The 15,376-nt window shown below is 49.2% G+C and carries 18 protein-coding genes and 1 riboswitch; of the genes, 14 read left to right on the top strand and 4 right to left on the bottom strand.

What is annotated here, in order from left to right; genetic code table 11:
- Positions 1-146: 146 nt before the first annotated feature.
- Positions 147-1,505: an S-layer homology domain-containing protein gene (locus CF651_RS00550; RefSeq protein WP_094012886.1), complete on the top strand. Its 1,359-nt coding sequence runs from the start codon at positions 147-149 to the stop codon at positions 1,503-1,505.
- Positions 1,506-1,664: 159 nt separating this feature from the next.
- On the opposite strand, the gene CF651_RS00545 is transcribed toward CF651_RS00550, so the two are convergent.
- Entirely contained in the window at positions 1,665-2,090 is a 426-nt protein-coding gene (locus tag CF651_RS00545; RefSeq protein WP_179232632.1) for a DUF2621 domain-containing protein, read from the bottom strand.
- A 152-nt stretch (positions 2,091-2,242) separates the two neighbouring features.
- On the opposite strand from CF651_RS00545, the gene CF651_RS00540 reads away from it, so the two are divergent.
- The gene (locus CF651_RS00540) at positions 2,243-3,364 is read left to right on the top strand and encodes a deoxyribonuclease IV (RefSeq protein WP_094012885.1); all 1,122 of its coding nucleotides are present in this window, start codon (positions 2,243-2,245) and stop codon (positions 3,362-3,364) included.
- A 298-nt stretch (positions 3,365-3,662) separates the two neighbouring features.
- Positions 3,663-4,553, top strand: coding sequence for a formyltetrahydrofolate deformylase (gene purU / locus CF651_RS00535; RefSeq protein WP_094012884.1), 891 nt, complete (start codon positions 3,663-3,665; stop codon positions 4,551-4,553).
- A gap of 26 nt (positions 4,554-4,579) precedes the next feature.
- On the opposite strand, the gene CF651_RS00530 is transcribed toward purU, so the two are convergent.
- Entirely contained in the window at positions 4,580-5,098 is a 519-nt protein-coding gene (locus tag CF651_RS00530) for a hypothetical protein (RefSeq protein ID WP_179232631.1), read from the bottom strand.
- Between the two features lie 2 nt (positions 5,099-5,100).
- Entirely contained in the window at positions 5,101-6,210 is a 1,110-nt protein-coding gene (locus tag CF651_RS00525) for a GGDEF domain-containing protein (RefSeq protein WP_179232630.1), read from the bottom strand.
- A gap of 322 nt (positions 6,211-6,532) precedes the next feature.
- Here CF651_RS00525 and tkt point away from each other — a divergent pair, with 322 nt between their 5' ends.
- The 11 genes from tkt (at position 6,533) to CF651_RS00470 (ending at position 14,944) form a co-directional block, all read left to right on the top strand.
- The gene (gene tkt, locus CF651_RS00520; protein WP_094012882.1) at positions 6,533-8,542 is read left to right on the top strand and encodes a transketolase; all 2,010 of its coding nucleotides are present in this window, start codon (positions 6,533-6,535) and stop codon (positions 8,540-8,542) included.
- Between the two features lie 72 nt (positions 8,543-8,614).
- The gene (ppnP, locus tag CF651_RS00515; protein ID WP_094012881.1) at positions 8,615-8,932 is read left to right on the top strand and encodes a pyrimidine/purine nucleoside phosphorylase; all 318 of its coding nucleotides are present in this window, start codon (positions 8,615-8,617) and stop codon (positions 8,930-8,932) included.
- 206 nt (positions 8,933-9,138) lie between these two features.
- A complete protein-coding gene (locus CF651_RS00510; protein ID WP_094012880.1) occupies positions 9,139-10,494 on the top strand; it encodes a glucose-6-phosphate isomerase in 1,356 nt (451 codons plus the stop codon).
- Between the two features lie 107 nt (positions 10,495-10,601).
- Positions 10,602-11,240, top strand: coding sequence for a YigZ family protein (locus tag CF651_RS00505; protein WP_094012879.1), 639 nt, complete (start codon positions 10,602-10,604; stop codon positions 11,238-11,240).
- Positions 11,241-11,479: 239 nt separating this feature from the next.
- Complete coding sequence (locus tag CF651_RS00500) at positions 11,480-12,067, top strand: TetR/AcrR family transcriptional regulator (RefSeq protein WP_094012919.1); 588 nt, start codon at positions 11,480-11,482, stop codon at positions 12,065-12,067.
- 60 nt (positions 12,068-12,127) lie between these two features.
- Positions 12,128-12,352, top strand: a complete 225-nt coding sequence (locus CF651_RS00495) for a DUF1128 domain-containing protein (protein WP_094012878.1) — start codon at positions 12,128-12,130, stop codon at positions 12,350-12,352.
- A gap of 146 nt (positions 12,353-12,498) precedes the next feature.
- A complete protein-coding gene (locus CF651_RS00490) occupies positions 12,499-12,801 on the top strand; it encodes a 50S ribosomal protein L33 (protein WP_094012877.1) in 303 nt (100 codons plus the stop codon).
- A gap of 201 nt (positions 12,802-13,002) precedes the next feature.
- Complete coding sequence (locus tag CF651_RS00485) at positions 13,003-13,455, top strand: MarR family winged helix-turn-helix transcriptional regulator (protein ID WP_094012876.1); 453 nt, start codon at positions 13,003-13,005, stop codon at positions 13,453-13,455.
- A gap of 25 nt (positions 13,456-13,480) precedes the next feature.
- On the top strand, positions 13,481-13,999 hold the full coding sequence (paiA, locus tag CF651_RS00480; protein ID WP_094012875.1) for a spermidine/spermine N(1)-acetyltransferase: 519 nt from the start codon (positions 13,481-13,483) through the stop codon (positions 13,997-13,999).
- Positions 14,000-14,115: 116 nt separating this feature from the next.
- Positions 14,116-14,216: riboswitch (guanidine-I (ykkC/yxkD leader) on the top strand.
- Positions 14,217-14,294: 78 nt separating this feature from the next.
- Positions 14,295-14,633, top strand: a complete 339-nt coding sequence (locus tag CF651_RS00475; RefSeq protein WP_094012874.1) for a DMT family transporter — start codon at positions 14,295-14,297, stop codon at positions 14,631-14,633.
- On the top strand, positions 14,630-14,944 hold the full coding sequence (locus CF651_RS00470; protein WP_094012873.1) for a DMT family transporter: 315 nt from the start codon (positions 14,630-14,632) through the stop codon (positions 14,942-14,944). Before CF651_RS00475 ends, CF651_RS00470 begins: the two co-directional genes overlap by 4 nt.
- An 80-nt stretch (positions 14,945-15,024) precedes the next feature.
- Here CF651_RS00470 and cyoD read toward each other — a convergent pair whose 3' ends face one another.
- Positions 15,025-15,375 (bottom strand): cytochrome o ubiquinol oxidase subunit IV, encoded by a 351-nt coding sequence (gene cyoD / locus CF651_RS00465; protein ID WP_094012872.1) that lies wholly within the window; start codon positions 15,373-15,375, stop codon positions 15,025-15,027.
- Position 15,376: the final 1 nt, after the last annotated feature.

Genomic DNA, 15,376 nt, shown 5'->3' with positions numbered 1-15,376 from the left:
GGAACAAAAGCGATCGGAAGAATGATCCGTCCATGCAGCCGTAACTTTTTCAGTGGCCTCCCCTTCAGGCCGTCTTTTTGTTGTGGCGGCACATTAACAATTCGGCTGCTTCCGTCCGATATAAATAAGAGATTGGAGGGTATGCAATGAGAAAGATTCGAAATCGATGGTTGCAATGGTTGTTGGTGTTAGGGTTAATGCTGCCCGCACTTCCGGCCAAAGCAGCGGTTCAATTCAGTGACGTATCTGCACAAGCAAACGGCTGGGCATTAAATTCGATCTATCTAATGGCGCAAAATCAGGTGCTTACCGGGTACCCGGACGGAACCTTCCGGCCAGGACAAACGATCAGCAAGGCGGAATGGTCCACAATGGTTTACCGGTTGTTCGATAAATACCGCCCGAATTTGTATGCAACGGGCTTGCAGAAGATAGACGGTTTCGCGGATGTTTCCAACCAGCACTGGGCTTACAAACAAATATCGGAACTATATAGTCATTCCTTCAATTGGGGAGTGTACGGCTTGTCAGCGAATGGCGGGCTTATGTTTCATCCGGATATTCAGCTGACCCGCCTGCAGTTGGCGGATTTATTGTATTCGTTTTTTGATACGCGCTTGGTCGACCGCCGGCTGAGCCCGAATGACGTATGTTCTGTCGTATCTAATTTCAAGGATATTCCGGTGAAGCTGTTCCAGGACAAGGCACAGTATGAAGAAGCCAGCCGTTCCGATGGCAGGTATAGTCCTACAGGAATAATTATGATGACCTCAAACGACGTGCTGCCGACCTTGTTTATGGGCTCCGGCTCCAGTGACTGCAGCTTTGGGACGGACGGCTTCTCCAATGCGCAAGCGAGTATTCTGGCAAGCTTGCAGGCGTCGGGTATTATGACCTCGGATGAGGGTGGGTATTTCCGTCCGCTCGATAAAGTAACCCGTGCGGAAGCGGTAACGATTTTGAACCGTATCTACAATTATTTGTACAAAAATTATTGGCTGGCCGATTATTCCACCATTGAGCTGGAGTCTTCCGGTACTGGCAGCGGAAGCGGCTCCACCGGAGGCGGCAGCGGATCGGGCTCCGGCTCCTTCTCCAATAATCCGAACCAGACCAGCTATGGCGGGGGCGGGCTTGGCCCCAATTCCGGCGGCTGGAGCAATCAGTCGATTGTTAACGTAACGGATTATTTCAATGATCAAGGCGTCATCACCAAAGATTTGCAAAAGAACGGCGAGATTGAGACGGCCGTGCTGCCGAAAGAAAAGCGTTACTTGACTATTGATTTGAAATCGATAGAAAAGGTGGACCTGACGGTCATACTGGATGGGAAAATGGCTTATTTAAGCCAAGAGGAGCTTCCGAAGACGATTTCTGTGGAAGGTGTTCAAATCGTAGGGCTTCGCACGCAGCAGCGCAACCCGAATCCGCTGCGGCAGTCCGTCACAGCGACCTTGTCGGTCAAGCTGGACTTGAACGAGCCGCAAACGACCAAGAAGAAATAAGTGTTGCTCGGATGAACGTCCGGGTGAACGGATTCTCTGACCTCGACAAGCACAGTTTCGGAATGGATGCTGTGCTGTCAATTTCACAGCATAAGAAGGGCTGCCCCGATTGAAGAATGGGGCAGCCCTTCTGTGACCTTATAGGGGTCGGAACCCCACTTACTGCAGCAGGTGCTTGAATGCGCTGTAGTCGATTTGCTGTTTATCCAGATAGGAGGTCAAGCTCCTGTAGTCGCGTTTGGGTGTGGCACGAATATAGCCTTCAATGCAGTGATCGTGCGTAATGCTGCTTGCTTGCTTTTCCAAAGCAACCTGCGCAATGGAAGCGGCGATGGAATGCCGGGCGATATCGCGGAATGGAGCGGGAACCGGATCGACAAGCAGATCAAGAAATGCTTTGGATTCCTCCGTCCACATGTGACGGGACGATTCCACATAATAATTTTGCCAGTCGAGCTTGGACTTGCCATCCTCTTTGGGCAGCACTTTCATAAATTTGCGGAACATGAAGTAACCGCCGATCGACATGAAAGTAATTAATACGAATACCCAAAACAATATAAACCACATAAAAGCCGAATTCATCGTTAGGTTCACCTCGCTATCATTATACCTCAGTTCGCCGTGCTTCAAAAGTCTGACTGTGAAAAAGTACCTGTTCCATAGACTCCTAGATTTATTGGATCAATCCTAGTAAAATAGAGAGAGTGTCAAAAACAAAGGAGATGAATTTTGCGATGCCAAAAATCGGGTCTCACGTATCGTTTTCAGATAAAGGGCTGCTGAATGCTGCAGAGGAGGCTGTTTCGTACGGCTCTTCTACATTTATGATATATACCGGAGCACCTCAGAATACACGCAGAAAACCGATAGAATCCCAATTCATCGAAGAGGGCAAAGCCTTGATGGAGCAGAACGGGATCGGCGAAATCATCGTCCATGCCCCTTATATCATCAACTTGGGATCGTATAAGGATGACACGTACGAGCTAGCCGTTCGGTTCCTGCAGGAGGAAATTCGCCGCACCGATTATTTGGGTGTGAAGCAAATTGTGCTGCATCCCGGCGCATATACCGATAAGGATGCCGAGTACGGACTCGCACGCATTGCCCAAGGCTTGAATGAAGTGCTGGCGGGTGTGAAGGACACGGACGTGAACATCGCTCTCGAAACGATGGCCGGCAAAGGGACGGAAATGGGCCGCAGCTTTGAAGAGATCGCTGCCATTATCGACAAGGTCGAGGATAACGGTCGATTATCTGTCTGCTTGGATACGTGCCACGTACACGACGCAGGCTACGATATTGTGAACAATTTGGACGGCGTGCTGGAGCATTTCGACCAGGTGGTCGGATTGGACCGCATCGGAGTAGTCCACTTGAATGACAGCAAGAATCCGAAGGGCGCTGGAAAAGACCGCCATGCTCCTGTCGGGGCGGGCTGGATCGGGTTTGACGCCATGCATAACGTGGTGCATCACGAGAAGCTGAGCCATTTGCCGCTTATTCTGGAGACGCCATGGATCGGCAAGGAAGACAAAACCCAGCGGCCGATGTATGAAGCGGAGATTGCTCTGTTAAGCGGAACGGCGGAGAAGCGCTTCGGCTCGAAATTCCTGGAGGATGTAGAGCGTTTGGCTCATTTCTTCTTGAAGCAGGATCTGAACCAGCGTGACTACGTCCTCCAGGTATGGGATGTGTTGAAGACGGATGCGAAGGCGAAAAAAGCGGACGGGCGCGAGCCGATGGAGCGCTTGTTCGATCTCATTGCGGAAGACCGGTTATTTCCTGATTTGACGGAAGAGCAGATCAACCACCGTCTCACGGCTTGGTTTGCGGGCCGGAAGGCTTTCGGCTAATTCTAATTAGCCCTGAGTTTGAGTCCAGAAACCCTAATGGGAAAGAAATTTGCCAATAGTCTCCGGTAGGGCATTCCCCTCCAGCCGCTGTTGTTATTCGGGAACTAATGTTTTCTATTGGTTTGCAGTGGAATCGTTCCCGATAACAAAGGCGGACGCTATCGCTCCTCCAGGGAATACCCTGCCTCTGTTTACGAACAAATTTTTAGTAATAAGGGTTTCTCGACAACTTGTGGTTAATTCTAATTAGCCTCGTTACCTTTTTTTAATAGATACGATGAAGGAGTAGTTTGCAATTATGACACCGACTGTATTACCTAAAACCCAACGGGACGATATGAAAAATCGCGCACGGATGCTTGTGTCTTGTCCCGATCAACCGGGCATTGTTGCCACGGTATCGAGGTTCCTGTACGAGTATGGAGCCAATATCGTCCAATCCGATCAATATACGAATCATGACGGAGGCATGTTCTACATCCGGATCGAATTCGATCTGGAGGATCTCGATACACGCCGCGAGCAGTTGAAATCGGATTTCTCCGCCATCGCGGAGAAGTTCCAAATGAAGTGGAGCGTAAACCGGGCGAGCCGCAAGAAGCGTCTTGCGATCTTCGTGTCCAAGGAAGACCATGCGCTGCTGGAGCTGCTGTGGCAGTGGCAGGCGGGAGATCTGGATGCCGATATCGCCATGGTCATCAGCAACCACAATGAAATGCGCAGCCTGGTTGAATCCTTCGGGGTCCCGTACCATCACGTACCGGTGACTGCGGATACGAAGGCGGAGGCGGAGCGCAAACAGCTGGAGCTGGTTGTGGATCAAGTGGACGCGGTAGTACTGGCCCGTTACATGCAGATCATCTCGCCGAAGTTTATCGAATATTTCCCGAACCGGATTATCAATATCCACCATTCCTTCCTTCCCGCCTTTGTGGGCGGCAAGCCTTATGCGCAGGCGCATAATCGCGGGGTTAAGATTATCGGAGCGACAGCTCACTACGTAACTGAGGAGCTGGACGGCGGGCCGATTATCGAGCAGGACGTGCAGCGGGTGAGCCACCGCGACAATGTGGACGATTTGAAGCGAATCGGCCGTCATATCGAGCGGATCGTTCTGGCACGTGCCGTATCCTGGCATGTCGAGGACCGCGTGATCGTACACGGCAATAAGACGGTTGTATTTAATTAATGGCATAAATTAAAAAAGACGGATCGCTACCGAAGCGAATCCGTCTTTTTTGGCATTCCGCGTTTCATCCAATCCTTAAGCCGTGCAAAGCAGCCCAGCAGCAGTCCGTACAGCAGGTGGCCGGCAGCCCACCAACACCATGCTTCACCGTCATCGAGCCGGGGCGTTCGTTCCGAAAGCAGCGAGAGGGGAACGTAGAGCGGAATCGGGATGAGGCCGAGCAGTGCCCCCCAGGTCCAGGCGAAGGAACGGGCAGACCAAGTAACCTTCCAAGCGGCTTCGATCCTCAGGCCCTCAACGAACACGACACCAATAATGAAGGAAACGATAAGATGAAGACTGAATTCGAACCATTCCGGAAGCGGGAGCACCGGTCTGCCCATCAGCTCGTTCCACGGTACGAAGTCTACGTTGAGAAGCAGTGTATACACGCGTGATCCGGTCATGGCTTGCACCGCCTTCAGGAACAATGCGAGCCCGACGCCTGAGACGAGCCCGTAGAGCATACCGGTTCCTGCCCGTGACATGAAGGAAGAACGATGCATGGCTATGCCCCTTTATGGTCGATCATAACCGATTGGATCACCGTTTTATTTTTTCCCGTCCGTTTGGCGGCATATAGGGAAGCATCCGCGCCCTTGAACAGCGCTTCCTTGCCTTCACCCTTGTTGTAATTCTGCAGGCCGATGCTCAGGGTAGCCGCCTGGGAATCCAGCTCGGTATGAAGCGTCATCGCGCATTGCTGGCGAATTTGCTCCACAAGCCTGTGCGATTGCTCCAGCGTTTTTTCTGTAAAAATCACCGCGAATTCTTCTCCGCCGTAGCGGGCGACAAAATCATTGGGGGTTACGGTCTCTTTAATGAGATTCGCCACCCGCTGTAAAATAATATCGCCGACCCAATGGCCGTAGGTGTCGTTAATTTTTTTGAAATTATCGATATCCATAATCGCCAGCTGGAGGGACAGCTGGTTGCGCTCGTTCTGCTCGATCAACTTCTCCAGGTATTCATGGAACGTTTTATGATTGTACAAATCGGTTAAAGCATCCATTTTGGACAGCTTGTCCATAATAATATTTTTGACGAGGAGCTCTTGCTTCGCTTCGGTCGCTTGCCGCAGATTATTAAGCAGCTCGATGCCGCTCGAGGTTATGGACAAGGCAATGATCGTGACGCCGATATACAGGAAGAGGACACCGATGATATGGATGGGCTGCATGGCGATGCGAAGCTCCGGAGTCAATGTATAAAGCAATCCAAAACAAAGGAGAACGAGTGTGAAAGCTAGCAGAATGCGGTTCTTGTTGAAGGAGAGCATGGAAGTAAGGATAGGGAAAATATAAATCGCAGGTACAATGCCGATGGTCGGGTTGATATAGATGATGGATGAAGCATAGATGATGCCCGTGATAATAAGCAGGTCATCGCTTTGTACTTTGCGATAGCGGTACAGCATTTCCGTCACGCCGGTGGCGACGGCAAGTCCTATGGCTTGAAGCACTAGGGTGCTAAGGAAATATTCCGGCGTTGTCCCGGACTTCATACGATGAATCAAGTATTCCAGCATCACCGTTAAAATGATCGTCGCCCAGTATAAATTGATCATTTTGCGATACGTATGACGCGTGTTGGCCAGTTCCAGCAACAGATGGTTCATAATCGACTCCCACCGTTTTAAAATAACGATATTGATGAGTAAATCCGAATTGTACATATTCGCCAAAGAGACGGGAAATCCTTTGCGTTGGACGTACTTTTATTAATAAAATAAACGAATTGTGAAGGATAAAAGAACGATATTTTTTTGAATAGGATTCAGGTTAATGGTGGCAAACTGTAACGGACAATGGTAAAATGGTGCAAGTGAGTAATTGTGTCAATTTTCCTTGCACACGTGAACAACTGCGGCGATTCCAGTCGTGCCGGGTATCCGGCAGGATGCGTGCAGTGCTGCTCCAAACCAATTAGGAGGTTCAAAGATGACTGTAACGAATAAAGCTATTGAACAATTGTCTATCGATACGATCCGCACACTTTCTATCGATGCAATTGAAAAGGCGAAGTCCGGACACCCAGGTATGCCGATGGGCGCTGCACCGATGGGGTACGAGCTGTTCGCGAAATTTATGAACCACAACCCGGACAATCCGACTTGGATTAACCGTGACCGTTTTGTGCTGTCTGCAGGACACGGTTCCATGCTGTTATACAGCCTTCTACACTTGAGCGGTTATGATCTTCCTATGGAAGAGATCAAGCAGTTCCGTATGTGGGGCAGCAAAACGCCGGGTCACCCGGAAGTAGGCCACACAGCGGGTGTCGATGCAACGACAGGACCTTTGGGACAAGGCTTCGGTATGGCGGTAGGTATGGCGATGGCTGAAGCTCATCTGGCTTCAGTTTACAATAAAGATCAATATAAAGTAGTGGACCACTATACGTATGCCATTTGCGGCGACGGGGACTTGATGGAAGGGATCTCCTCCGAGGCAGCTTCCCTTGCAGGCCATATGCAGCTGGGCAAGCTGGTCGTGCTGTACGATTCCAACGATATCTCCCTTGACGGCGAATTGAGCCTGTCGTTCTCCGAGAGCGCGAAGAAGCGTTTCGAAGGCTACGGCTGGCAGGTGCTTCGCGTAGAGGACGGCAACGATCTGGACGCGCTGGATAAGGCTATCGCGGAAGCGCAGCAAGATCCTCGTCCGACCTTGATCGAAGTGAAGACGATTATTGGCTTCGGTTCCCCGAACAAAGCAGGTAAAGGCGGACACGTCGGTCCTCACGGCTCCCCGCTTGGCGTGGACGAAGTGGCTTTGACGAAAAAAGCTTACGGCTGGCCGGAAGATCAGCATTTCTATGTGCCTGAAGAAGTGCGCTCGCACTTTGCTGCTGTAAAGCAAAAAGGCATTCAAACGAACGCGGCATGGGAGCAAATGTTTGCGGAGTATGCGAAGGCATATCCGGAGCTGGCTCAGCAATTCCAAACCGCTGTGAACGGCGATCTGCCTGAAGGCTGGGATAAAGATATTCCTGCTGCGGCACCTGCCGAAAAAGGCACACGTACCGCTTCCGGTATCGTGCTGAATGCGATCGCCAAGAACGTGAAGTCCCTCGTGGGCGGATCGGCTGACCTTGAGTCCTCCACCATGACTCACATGAAAGACTTGGGTGTCATGACGGCGAAGGACTACAGCGGTCAAAACATTTACTTCGGCGTACGTGAGTTCGGAATGGGCGCTGCAGTGAACGGTATGCTTTTGCACGGCGGTCTGAAAGTATTCGGCGGTACGTTCTTCGTCTTCTCCGACTACCTGCGTCCGGCGATTCGTCTGGCTTCCATCATGGGCGTGCCTGCGATCTACGTATTTACGCATGACAGTATCGGCGTTGGCGAAGACGGTCCTACGCATGAGCCGATCGAGCAATTGGCTGCACTTCGTGTCATCCCGGGTGTAACCGTTATTCGTCCTGCGGACGGTGACGAAACCGCTGCGGCATGGCGCTATGCGGTTGAGAACAAGAAAGGCCCTGTAGCCTTGATCTTCTCCCGTCAAGCGGCTCCAAAGCTGGAAGGTTCAGAGCAAGCGAATGCAAGCTTGAGCCGTGGTGCGTACGTGTTGTCCGATGCGCCTAACGGCAAAGCTCAAGCGCAAATTATCGCTACAGGTACGGAAGTACAGTTGGCTGTTGCCGCTCAAAAGCAATTGGCGGAAGAAGGCGTGCAAGTTCGCGTCATCAGCATGCCGAGCTGGGAGCTGTTCGACAAGCAATCCCAAGAGTACAAGGATTCCGTGCTCCTGCCGGACGTGAAAGCCCGTCTTGCCGTTGAAATGGGCCATTCCTTCGGCTGGCAGCGTTATGTTGGCGACCAAGGCAGCGTACTGGGTATCGACCGTTTCGGTGCTTCCGCGCCGGGTCCGGTTGTGATTAAAGAGTACGGCTTCACGGTTGAGAATGTCGTTGCCCGCGTAAAGCAGCTGTTGAAATAAACATCATTTTATAAAAAGGACCGGGTCCTCGATGAAGGACCCGGTTTCCGTATAGAAGGAGATTACAAACCCATGTCCCAATTTGAACAAGTCACCATATTGAAAAAAGCGAATTTTTATTTTGACGGCAAAGTAACGAGCCGTACGGTCATCTTTGCAGACGGCACCAAAAAAACGCTGGGTGTTATGCTCCCAGGGGACTACGAGTTCGGTACCGACAGCAAAGAAATTATGGAAATTCAAGCGGGCGAGCTGAGCGTGCTGCTGCCAGGCCAAAGCGAGTGGCTGCACATTAACGGCACCGGCGAATTTACTGTACCTGCGAATTCTAAGTTCAAGCTGCAAATCAAAACGCCTACGGATTATGTTTGCTCCTATATTGCGGAGTAAGAGCGGATTCGACACGGATCAACACCCATACCCTGCAATCCTGCATATCGCTGCAGAGTAGTGCAGGGTTTTTTTCTCACTGTGTGCCATCCGTAGCGGACTGCCTTTTGCACGGCGGACTTGCTTTTGAAAGGGATATTACAGTATTCTATAATTTAGTTGACTAGAAAGAAAATAGACCTTTTTATCCATAAGGAGGAGTACGAATGAGTGCCAAACTATCTTTTGATTACAGTAAAGCCCTGTCTTTCATCGGACAGCATGAGGTAGACTATCTTGCGGAGCCGATTAAACTAGCGCATGAGCAATTACATAACCAAACCGGTGCAGGCAACGATTATTTAGGCTGGATCGACCTTCCGGTAAACTATGATAAAGAAGAATTCGCACGGATTCAGCAAGCGGCGAAGCAGATCCAATCGGACTCCGATGCCCTGATCGTAATCGGAATCGGCGGTTCCTACCTGGGTGCGCGCGCAGCGATCGAAATGCTGTCCCACTCGTTCTACAACCTGCTGCCGAAGGGCAAGCGCAAAACGCCTGAAGTATATTTCGTAGGCAACAACATCAGCTCTACGTATGTTACGCATCTGCTGCAATTGCTTGAAGGTAAAGACATTTCCGTGAACGTCATCTCCAAATCCGGTACGACAACGGAGCCTGCGATTGCATTCCGTATTTTCCGTGAGCTGCTGGAGAAAAAATACGGTAAAGAAGCGGCGCGCAAGCGGATTTACGCTACGACAGACCGTGAGAAGGGCGCTCTGAAGAAGCTGGCGACTGAGGAAGGGTATGAGTCCTTCATTATTCCGGACGACGTAGGAGGCCGTTATTCCGTGCTGACAGCGGTTGGCTTGCTGCCGATCGCAACAGCGGGTGTGGACATCGAAGCGATGATGCGCGGTGCAGCCGATGCCAGAGAAGCGTTCTCGAATCCGAACCTTGCGGAAAACGCGAGCTACCAATATGCGGCTGTGCGTAACGCTTTGTACCGCAAGGGTAAAACGACGGAAATTCTCGTAAACTACGAGCCTTCGCTTCACTTCGTTTCCGAATGGTGGAAGCAATTGTTCGGCGAATCCGAGGGTAAGGACTACAAAGGGATTTATCCTGCATCCGTGGATTTCTCGACAGACCTTCACTCCATGGGTCAATTCATTCAAGAGGGCAATCGCACGCTGTTCGAAACGGTCATTCAAGTGACGGATGTTGCGGATCATATTACTATCGGTACGGATGCCGATAATTTGGACGGCTTGAACTTCCTGAGCGGTAAAACAATGGATTTCGTTAACAAAAAAGCGTTCGAGGGCACCATGCTGGCTCACACGGACGGGGGCGTTCCGAACCTGATCGTGACTTTGCCGGACATGAGTCCGTATACCTTCGGCTATATGGTTTATTTCTTTGAAAAAGCTTGCGGTATCAGCGGTTACCTGCTGGGTGTCAATCCGTTTGACCAGCCGGGTGTAGAAGCTTACAAACGCAACATGTTTGCTTTGCTGGGCAAGCCGGGCTTTGAGAAGGAAAAAGCGGAGCTGGAAGCGAGACTGACAAAGTAACAGCTGCATGAAAAGACGAGAAGAGCGGTTCACCCTTTGGATGAAGGGTGGCTGCTTTTTTTCTCATCGACGACGGATAACGGGTTGGGAAGAAAGCAGGTGGACGGATGCTGGCACAATACAGAACGGTTAAGCAGGAAGGAAAAGCGGAAATCGTGATCAAGAGGTCGCGGTTTATCGGGCATGCCAAGCCGGTGGCGACCGAGGAGGAAGCCATTCAATTCATTACGAGTATTAAAAAAGAGCATAGTATGGCAACGCACAACTGCTCCGCGTACATGATCGGGGAACGGGACGAGATTCAGAAGCAGTCCGATGACGGAGAACCGAGCGGAACGGCAGGCAAGCCGATTCTGGAAGTGATCAAGAATCAGGGACTGAAAAATGTGGCCGTCGTCGTGACACGGTATTTCGGCGGCATTATGCTCGGAGCAGGCGGGCTGATACGCGCCTACACTGATGGAGCTGTAGCCGGCTTGGCTGCGGCCGGGCAGGTATATCAAGTGCTGCACAAGGAAGTACTGGTGGAAATAGACTATACCTGGCACGGCAAGGTGGAAAATGAGCTCCGCAACCGGGAAACGCTGCTTGGGGAGACTCACTTCACGGATAAAGTGACGATTACGTGCCTTCCGCTTGCAGAGGAGGCGGACCGATTCATAGCTTGGATGACCGATGTGACGCAAGGACAAGGCGTGATTCTCGCTGGGGAAGAACGTTATGTAGAACATAAGGAGCGGCCGTAGCCCTAACTGGGACCGGTCGTTTTTTTGTGGCTAACTAGGTACGGGCGAATGAGGAGATGACTCCAAAGGGGCTGCAATGCAATGTACAGCTTGTCTTTGTCGAAACATAGCGAACGATGAAAGTTGTATAAGTAATTTTTATAAATGAAGCTGCCTTTTTCTCTTGCTTTGCTGCAATAAAGTGATAAACTATTAAAGTGGAGAGAAAATAGAATACTACGAAAGCGAGATGAGTCTTGTTGGCCAGAAAAGCAGTGGCACAGGAGCTGAGTCGCGAGAGGATACTGGAGGAAGCGAGGCAGCTTTTCGCTGAGCACGGCTATCATACTTTAACGATGCGCAGCATCGCCAAAGCGATGGGTTACAGTCACGGGGCATTGTACTATCATTTTAAAGAAAAAGCGGAGCTGTTTTATGCGCTTGTTAATAAAGATTTTCATACCCTTCTGGAGAGACAGAAGGAAATGATCAGCCGCAGCCGGATGGGCAAGAAGGGGCAGCTGGAGAAGCTGATGCTTGAGTTTATCCGGTTCGGCTTGGAGAATCCGTATCATTACGAGATCATGTTTATGATCAATGATGCCGAGCTTCAGCTGTATTCCCGGACCCTGCAAGCCCAGTGCCTGGATCTGTTCTCTACGGTTGTACGTTCCGCCCTGTCGCTGCAGCCGGGCAATGAGCAGAAGATGTATACGATGCCCTGGAGCTTGTTCATGTCCATGCACGGCTTTATCTCTTACAATATACGTTACCGGCAGTCATATGAAGATGTGAAGCGGCTTGCGGAGCTGCACGTTGACTTTTTGTGCGAAGGAATTCGGGCATAGGGCGAAGCCTCTCCAAACGTGGTACAATGAGTAAAAGCGAGAGAGGATGAGTCTACCCAAATGAATTTAACTGAGAACACCTTCGAAAATTCGGAATTTATGATCGAGGAAATAAAGAAAAAGCTGCGCATGGCTACCGGTGCGGCGTTGAAGGCAACGGCCTTGAACGATGAGCAGTATGAGGATTTGCGGGATATTTATGAGATGGTAGCGGGAAAAGCCCAATTTAGCATTAGCGAGATTGAGGCCATTACAAAGGAACTGGGACGCCTGCGCAAGGCGTAATCCTTGTCTCCCTGCACGGCAGATTCAGGAAAAATGGGACAGGAAGCGGGCTTTTGAACAAGCAAGCGGACATCTATCTCCGTACAATATAGCGTAGTTCGATTGTTGAAGGGCAGCTGCCCAACGCTACTTGGAGGTGGACGTACTTGCAAAAAGCAGTACTGAAAAAAGATGTCCGTAAGCTGATTGGGAAAACCGTTTATGCGCTAAAAAAGGATGGAACGACCGTTAGCGGCAAGCTGGTTCGGATCAGCGGCAATGAGCTGGTATTAGCTCCGAAGAAGGGGAAGCAAGTGAAGACTTCCGCGCTGATTCCTCTCGTCTTGTTCGATCTGCTTGCTGTCGGAACAGCACCGTATGCAGGCAATTATGCCTACGGGGGTTATCCGGGAGCTGGAATTTATGGTCCCGGCTACGGCGGATTTCCACCGTACGGCGGCTTCTGGTAAGCCGCAGTCAGGGTACGTTGAGATGAAATGAAAAAAGCTCATTCAAGCGTCAGTTATGACGTTTGGATGGGCTTTTTGTTCGTTGAGCCTCGATACTAATGGGCTCTTCAAGATTAATGTGTTTATTTTGTTGTAAATGCAACAAAAATGTTGTATTATTTATTTAAACACCGGTTAACTAAAAAAGATGGAGCTGCATATATGGAGGAAATCCTACGTGAAATTGGGATGATTGCCAGGGCGTTAGATTCGATAAGCAATATTGAATTTAAGGAGTATGACCTTACAAAAGGGCAGTATTTATACCTTGTCCGAATCTGCGAGAACCCAGAAATCATTCAAGAAAAACTAGCTGAAATGATTAAAGTAGACCGAACCACCGCAGCTCGTGCAATCAAAAACCTTGAAATGAATGGCTTTATAGAAAAGAAAAATGATGAACATAACAAAAAAATCAAAAAGCTTGTTCCAACAGAAAAAGGGAAACAAGTATTTCCTTTTATACAAAGAGAAAATGATCATTCGAATCGTGTAGCCTTAGCGGGATTTTCCGAAAGCGAAGTAGAAACCATTTTTCATCTTCTTCAAAGAGTCAGAAAAAATATAGAAATTGACTGGGAATTTGTGAAAAAGGGAAACAAGCGAAATTATTGATTTGATATAAGGAGCAACATTTAAAATGACTGTAAATATAAAAAAGTGCAGCCTTGAAGATTTACAAATACTCCAAAAAATAAGTATTGAAACCTTCAACGATACATTTAAAGATCAGAATTCACCTGAAAATATGAAGGCCTACTTGGAAAAAGCCTTTAACTCTAAACAATTGGAAACGGAATTGTCCAATCGTTCTTCAGAATTCTTTTTCATTTGTCTTAATGAAGAGCTCGCCGGATATTTAAAGGTCAATACCGATGATGCTCAGTCTGAAGAAATGGGGGATGAGTCACTCGAAATCGAGAGGATTTATATTCGATACAAATGTCAAGGAAAAGGACTTGGGAAATACCTGCTAAACAAAGCGGTGGACATAGCCCTCAGACAAAACAAAAAGAATATGTGGCTTGGTGTTTGGGAAAAGAATGAGAACGCAATTGCCTTTTATAAAAAAATGGGTTTTGCTCATACTGGAGCTCACTCTTTTTATATGGGCGATGAAAAACAAATTGATTTTATTATGACCAAAGTGCTGGTATAGCGAGCAGGCTGGAGGATGCCCCATTTTCTTTGGGGAAACGGGCAGAATAGTGGGGGAAATTGTGAATTGACATACATTACATCGCGTGTTAGTATGGCCTTATTCAATAACTGAATAAAAATGTTTTCTAGGGTTCCGCAGCTTCAAGACTGGACTGGTCCGAGAGAAAACGCACAGCCGCTTGGTTGTGACACGGAGGGATAAAAGCCTGGGAGATAGACTGCATGATGCGGTTTATGTCTCAGGCTTTTTTTTATGGCCCAAATAACCAAGAAAGTTTAAGGAGGAGCATGTCATGAACAAAACGTGGGTTTCAGTCATTCTAGCGGCTATTTTCGAGGTTGCTTGGGTTATAGGGTTAAAGCATGCGGATCGCTTTGTGGAATGGGGTGGTACAGTTATCGCTATGTGCATCAGTTTTTATTTGATGCTAAAGGCGGCCCGTTCCTTAGCGGTTGGAACGGTATACGCTGTGTTTGTCGGCCTAGGGACCACGGGAACTGTCGTAGCAGAGATCCTATTGTTTCATTCTGCGGTAAGTGTTTTGAAAGTGGCTTTCATTGGACTGTTACTCATCGGAGTGATCGGACTGAAGAAGCTAAGCAAGAAGAAAGAGGAGGTTAGTGGGGGATGAGTTGGATATATTTGATTTTGGCCGGGCTTTTTGAAATGAGCGGAGTATTGCTGATTAACAAATTTAATCAATCCCGCAATTGGAAATCGTTCATACTTTTGATTTCCGGGTTTGGTCTTAGTTTTATATTTTTGTCGTTGGCCATGAAAACACTTCCGATGGGTACGGCTTACGCTGTATGGACAGGAATCGGCGCTTCAGGAGGTGCGATCCTCGGAATGATCTTTTACAAGGAGCCGCGCAGTTTCATGCGTATCTTGTGTATCGGCTTGGTCCTTAGTTCTGCAGTCGGGCTGAAACTAGCCGGTTAGAGTGGCGCTCTTTTCGTTGGCGGACAAATAAAGAAACAGGCCTCCCATGAAGCTCTGAGGGAAGCCTGTTTTGCAAGTGATTAATGTGCTACCTGATTGTAAGTCATGATCCAGATCGATCCGGCAATGATAGTCAGCAGGATGATCAGACCGAGAATCAAGGTCATCATATTCCATCGTGCGTTCTCGCCTTCTTTCAAATGCATGAAGAAGAACAACTGCACGACGAATTGAAGAATAGCCATGATGAGAATAATAACAATTCGCGTCGTCTCGCCGAACATATGATTCAGAATGACGACAAGCGGAATGATGGTCAGCACGATCGACAGCAGGAAACCGATGACATAAGACTTGAGCGATCCGTGCGAGCCGGAATGCGAGTCGTGACCATGTCCGTGACCGTGGGAATTGGAATTCGCTTGACTCATC

Source organism: Paenibacillus rigui (assembly GCF_002234615.1).
GTDB lineage: Bacteria > Bacillota > Bacilli > Paenibacillales > NBRC-103111 > Paenibacillus_S > Paenibacillus_S rigui.
The sequence above is the reverse complement of the archived record's forward strand: the minus strand, read 5'-3'. Positions and strand labels throughout refer to the sequence as shown.

Coding starts and splice junctions, on each gene's coding strand:
- paiA (WP_094012875.1), top strand. CDS start 13,481: ATGACTGTAAATATAAAAAAGTGCAGCCTTGAAGATTTACAAATACTC.
- CF651_RS00495 (WP_094012878.1), top strand. CDS start 12,128: ATGAATTTAACTGAGAACACCTTCGAAAATTCGGAATTTATGATCGAG.
- CF651_RS00505 (WP_094012879.1), top strand. CDS start 10,602: ATGCTGGCACAATACAGAACGGTTAAGCAGGAAGGAAAAGCGGAAATC.
- CF651_RS00525 (WP_179232630.1), bottom strand. CDS start 6,210: ATGAACCATCTGTTGCTGGAACTGGCCAACACGCGTCATACGTATCGC.
- CF651_RS00550 (WP_094012886.1), top strand. CDS start 147: ATGAGAAAGATTCGAAATCGATGGTTGCAATGGTTGTTGGTGTTAGGG.
- CF651_RS00510 (WP_094012880.1), top strand. CDS start 9,139: ATGAGTGCCAAACTATCTTTTGATTACAGTAAAGCCCTGTCTTTCATC.
- CF651_RS00485 (WP_094012876.1), top strand. CDS start 13,003: ATGGAGGAAATCCTACGTGAAATTGGGATGATTGCCAGGGCGTTAGAT.
- CF651_RS00540 (WP_094012885.1), top strand. CDS start 2,243: ATGCCAAAAATCGGGTCTCACGTATCGTTTTCAGATAAAGGGCTGCTG.
- cyoD (WP_094012872.1), bottom strand. CDS start 15,375: ATGAGTCAAGCGAATTCCAATTCCCACGGTCACGGACATGGTCACGAC.
- ppnP (WP_094012881.1), top strand. CDS start 8,615: ATGTCCCAATTTGAACAAGTCACCATATTGAAAAAAGCGAATTTTTAT.
- CF651_RS00545 (WP_179232632.1), bottom strand. CDS start 2,090: ATGAATTCGGCTTTTATGTGGTTTATATTGTTTTGGGTATTCGTATTA.
- CF651_RS00530 (WP_179232631.1), bottom strand. CDS start 5,098: ATGCATCGTTCTTCCTTCATGTCACGGGCAGGAACCGGTATGCTCTAC.
- CF651_RS00470 (WP_094012873.1), top strand. CDS start 14,630: ATGAGTTGGATATATTTGATTTTGGCCGGGCTTTTTGAAATGAGCGGA.
- CF651_RS00475 (WP_094012874.1), top strand. CDS start 14,295: ATGAACAAAACGTGGGTTTCAGTCATTCTAGCGGCTATTTTCGAGGTT.
- tkt (WP_094012882.1), top strand. CDS start 6,533: ATGACTGTAACGAATAAAGCTATTGAACAATTGTCTATCGATACGATC.
- purU (WP_094012884.1), top strand. CDS start 3,663: ATGACACCGACTGTATTACCTAAAACCCAACGGGACGATATGAAAAAT.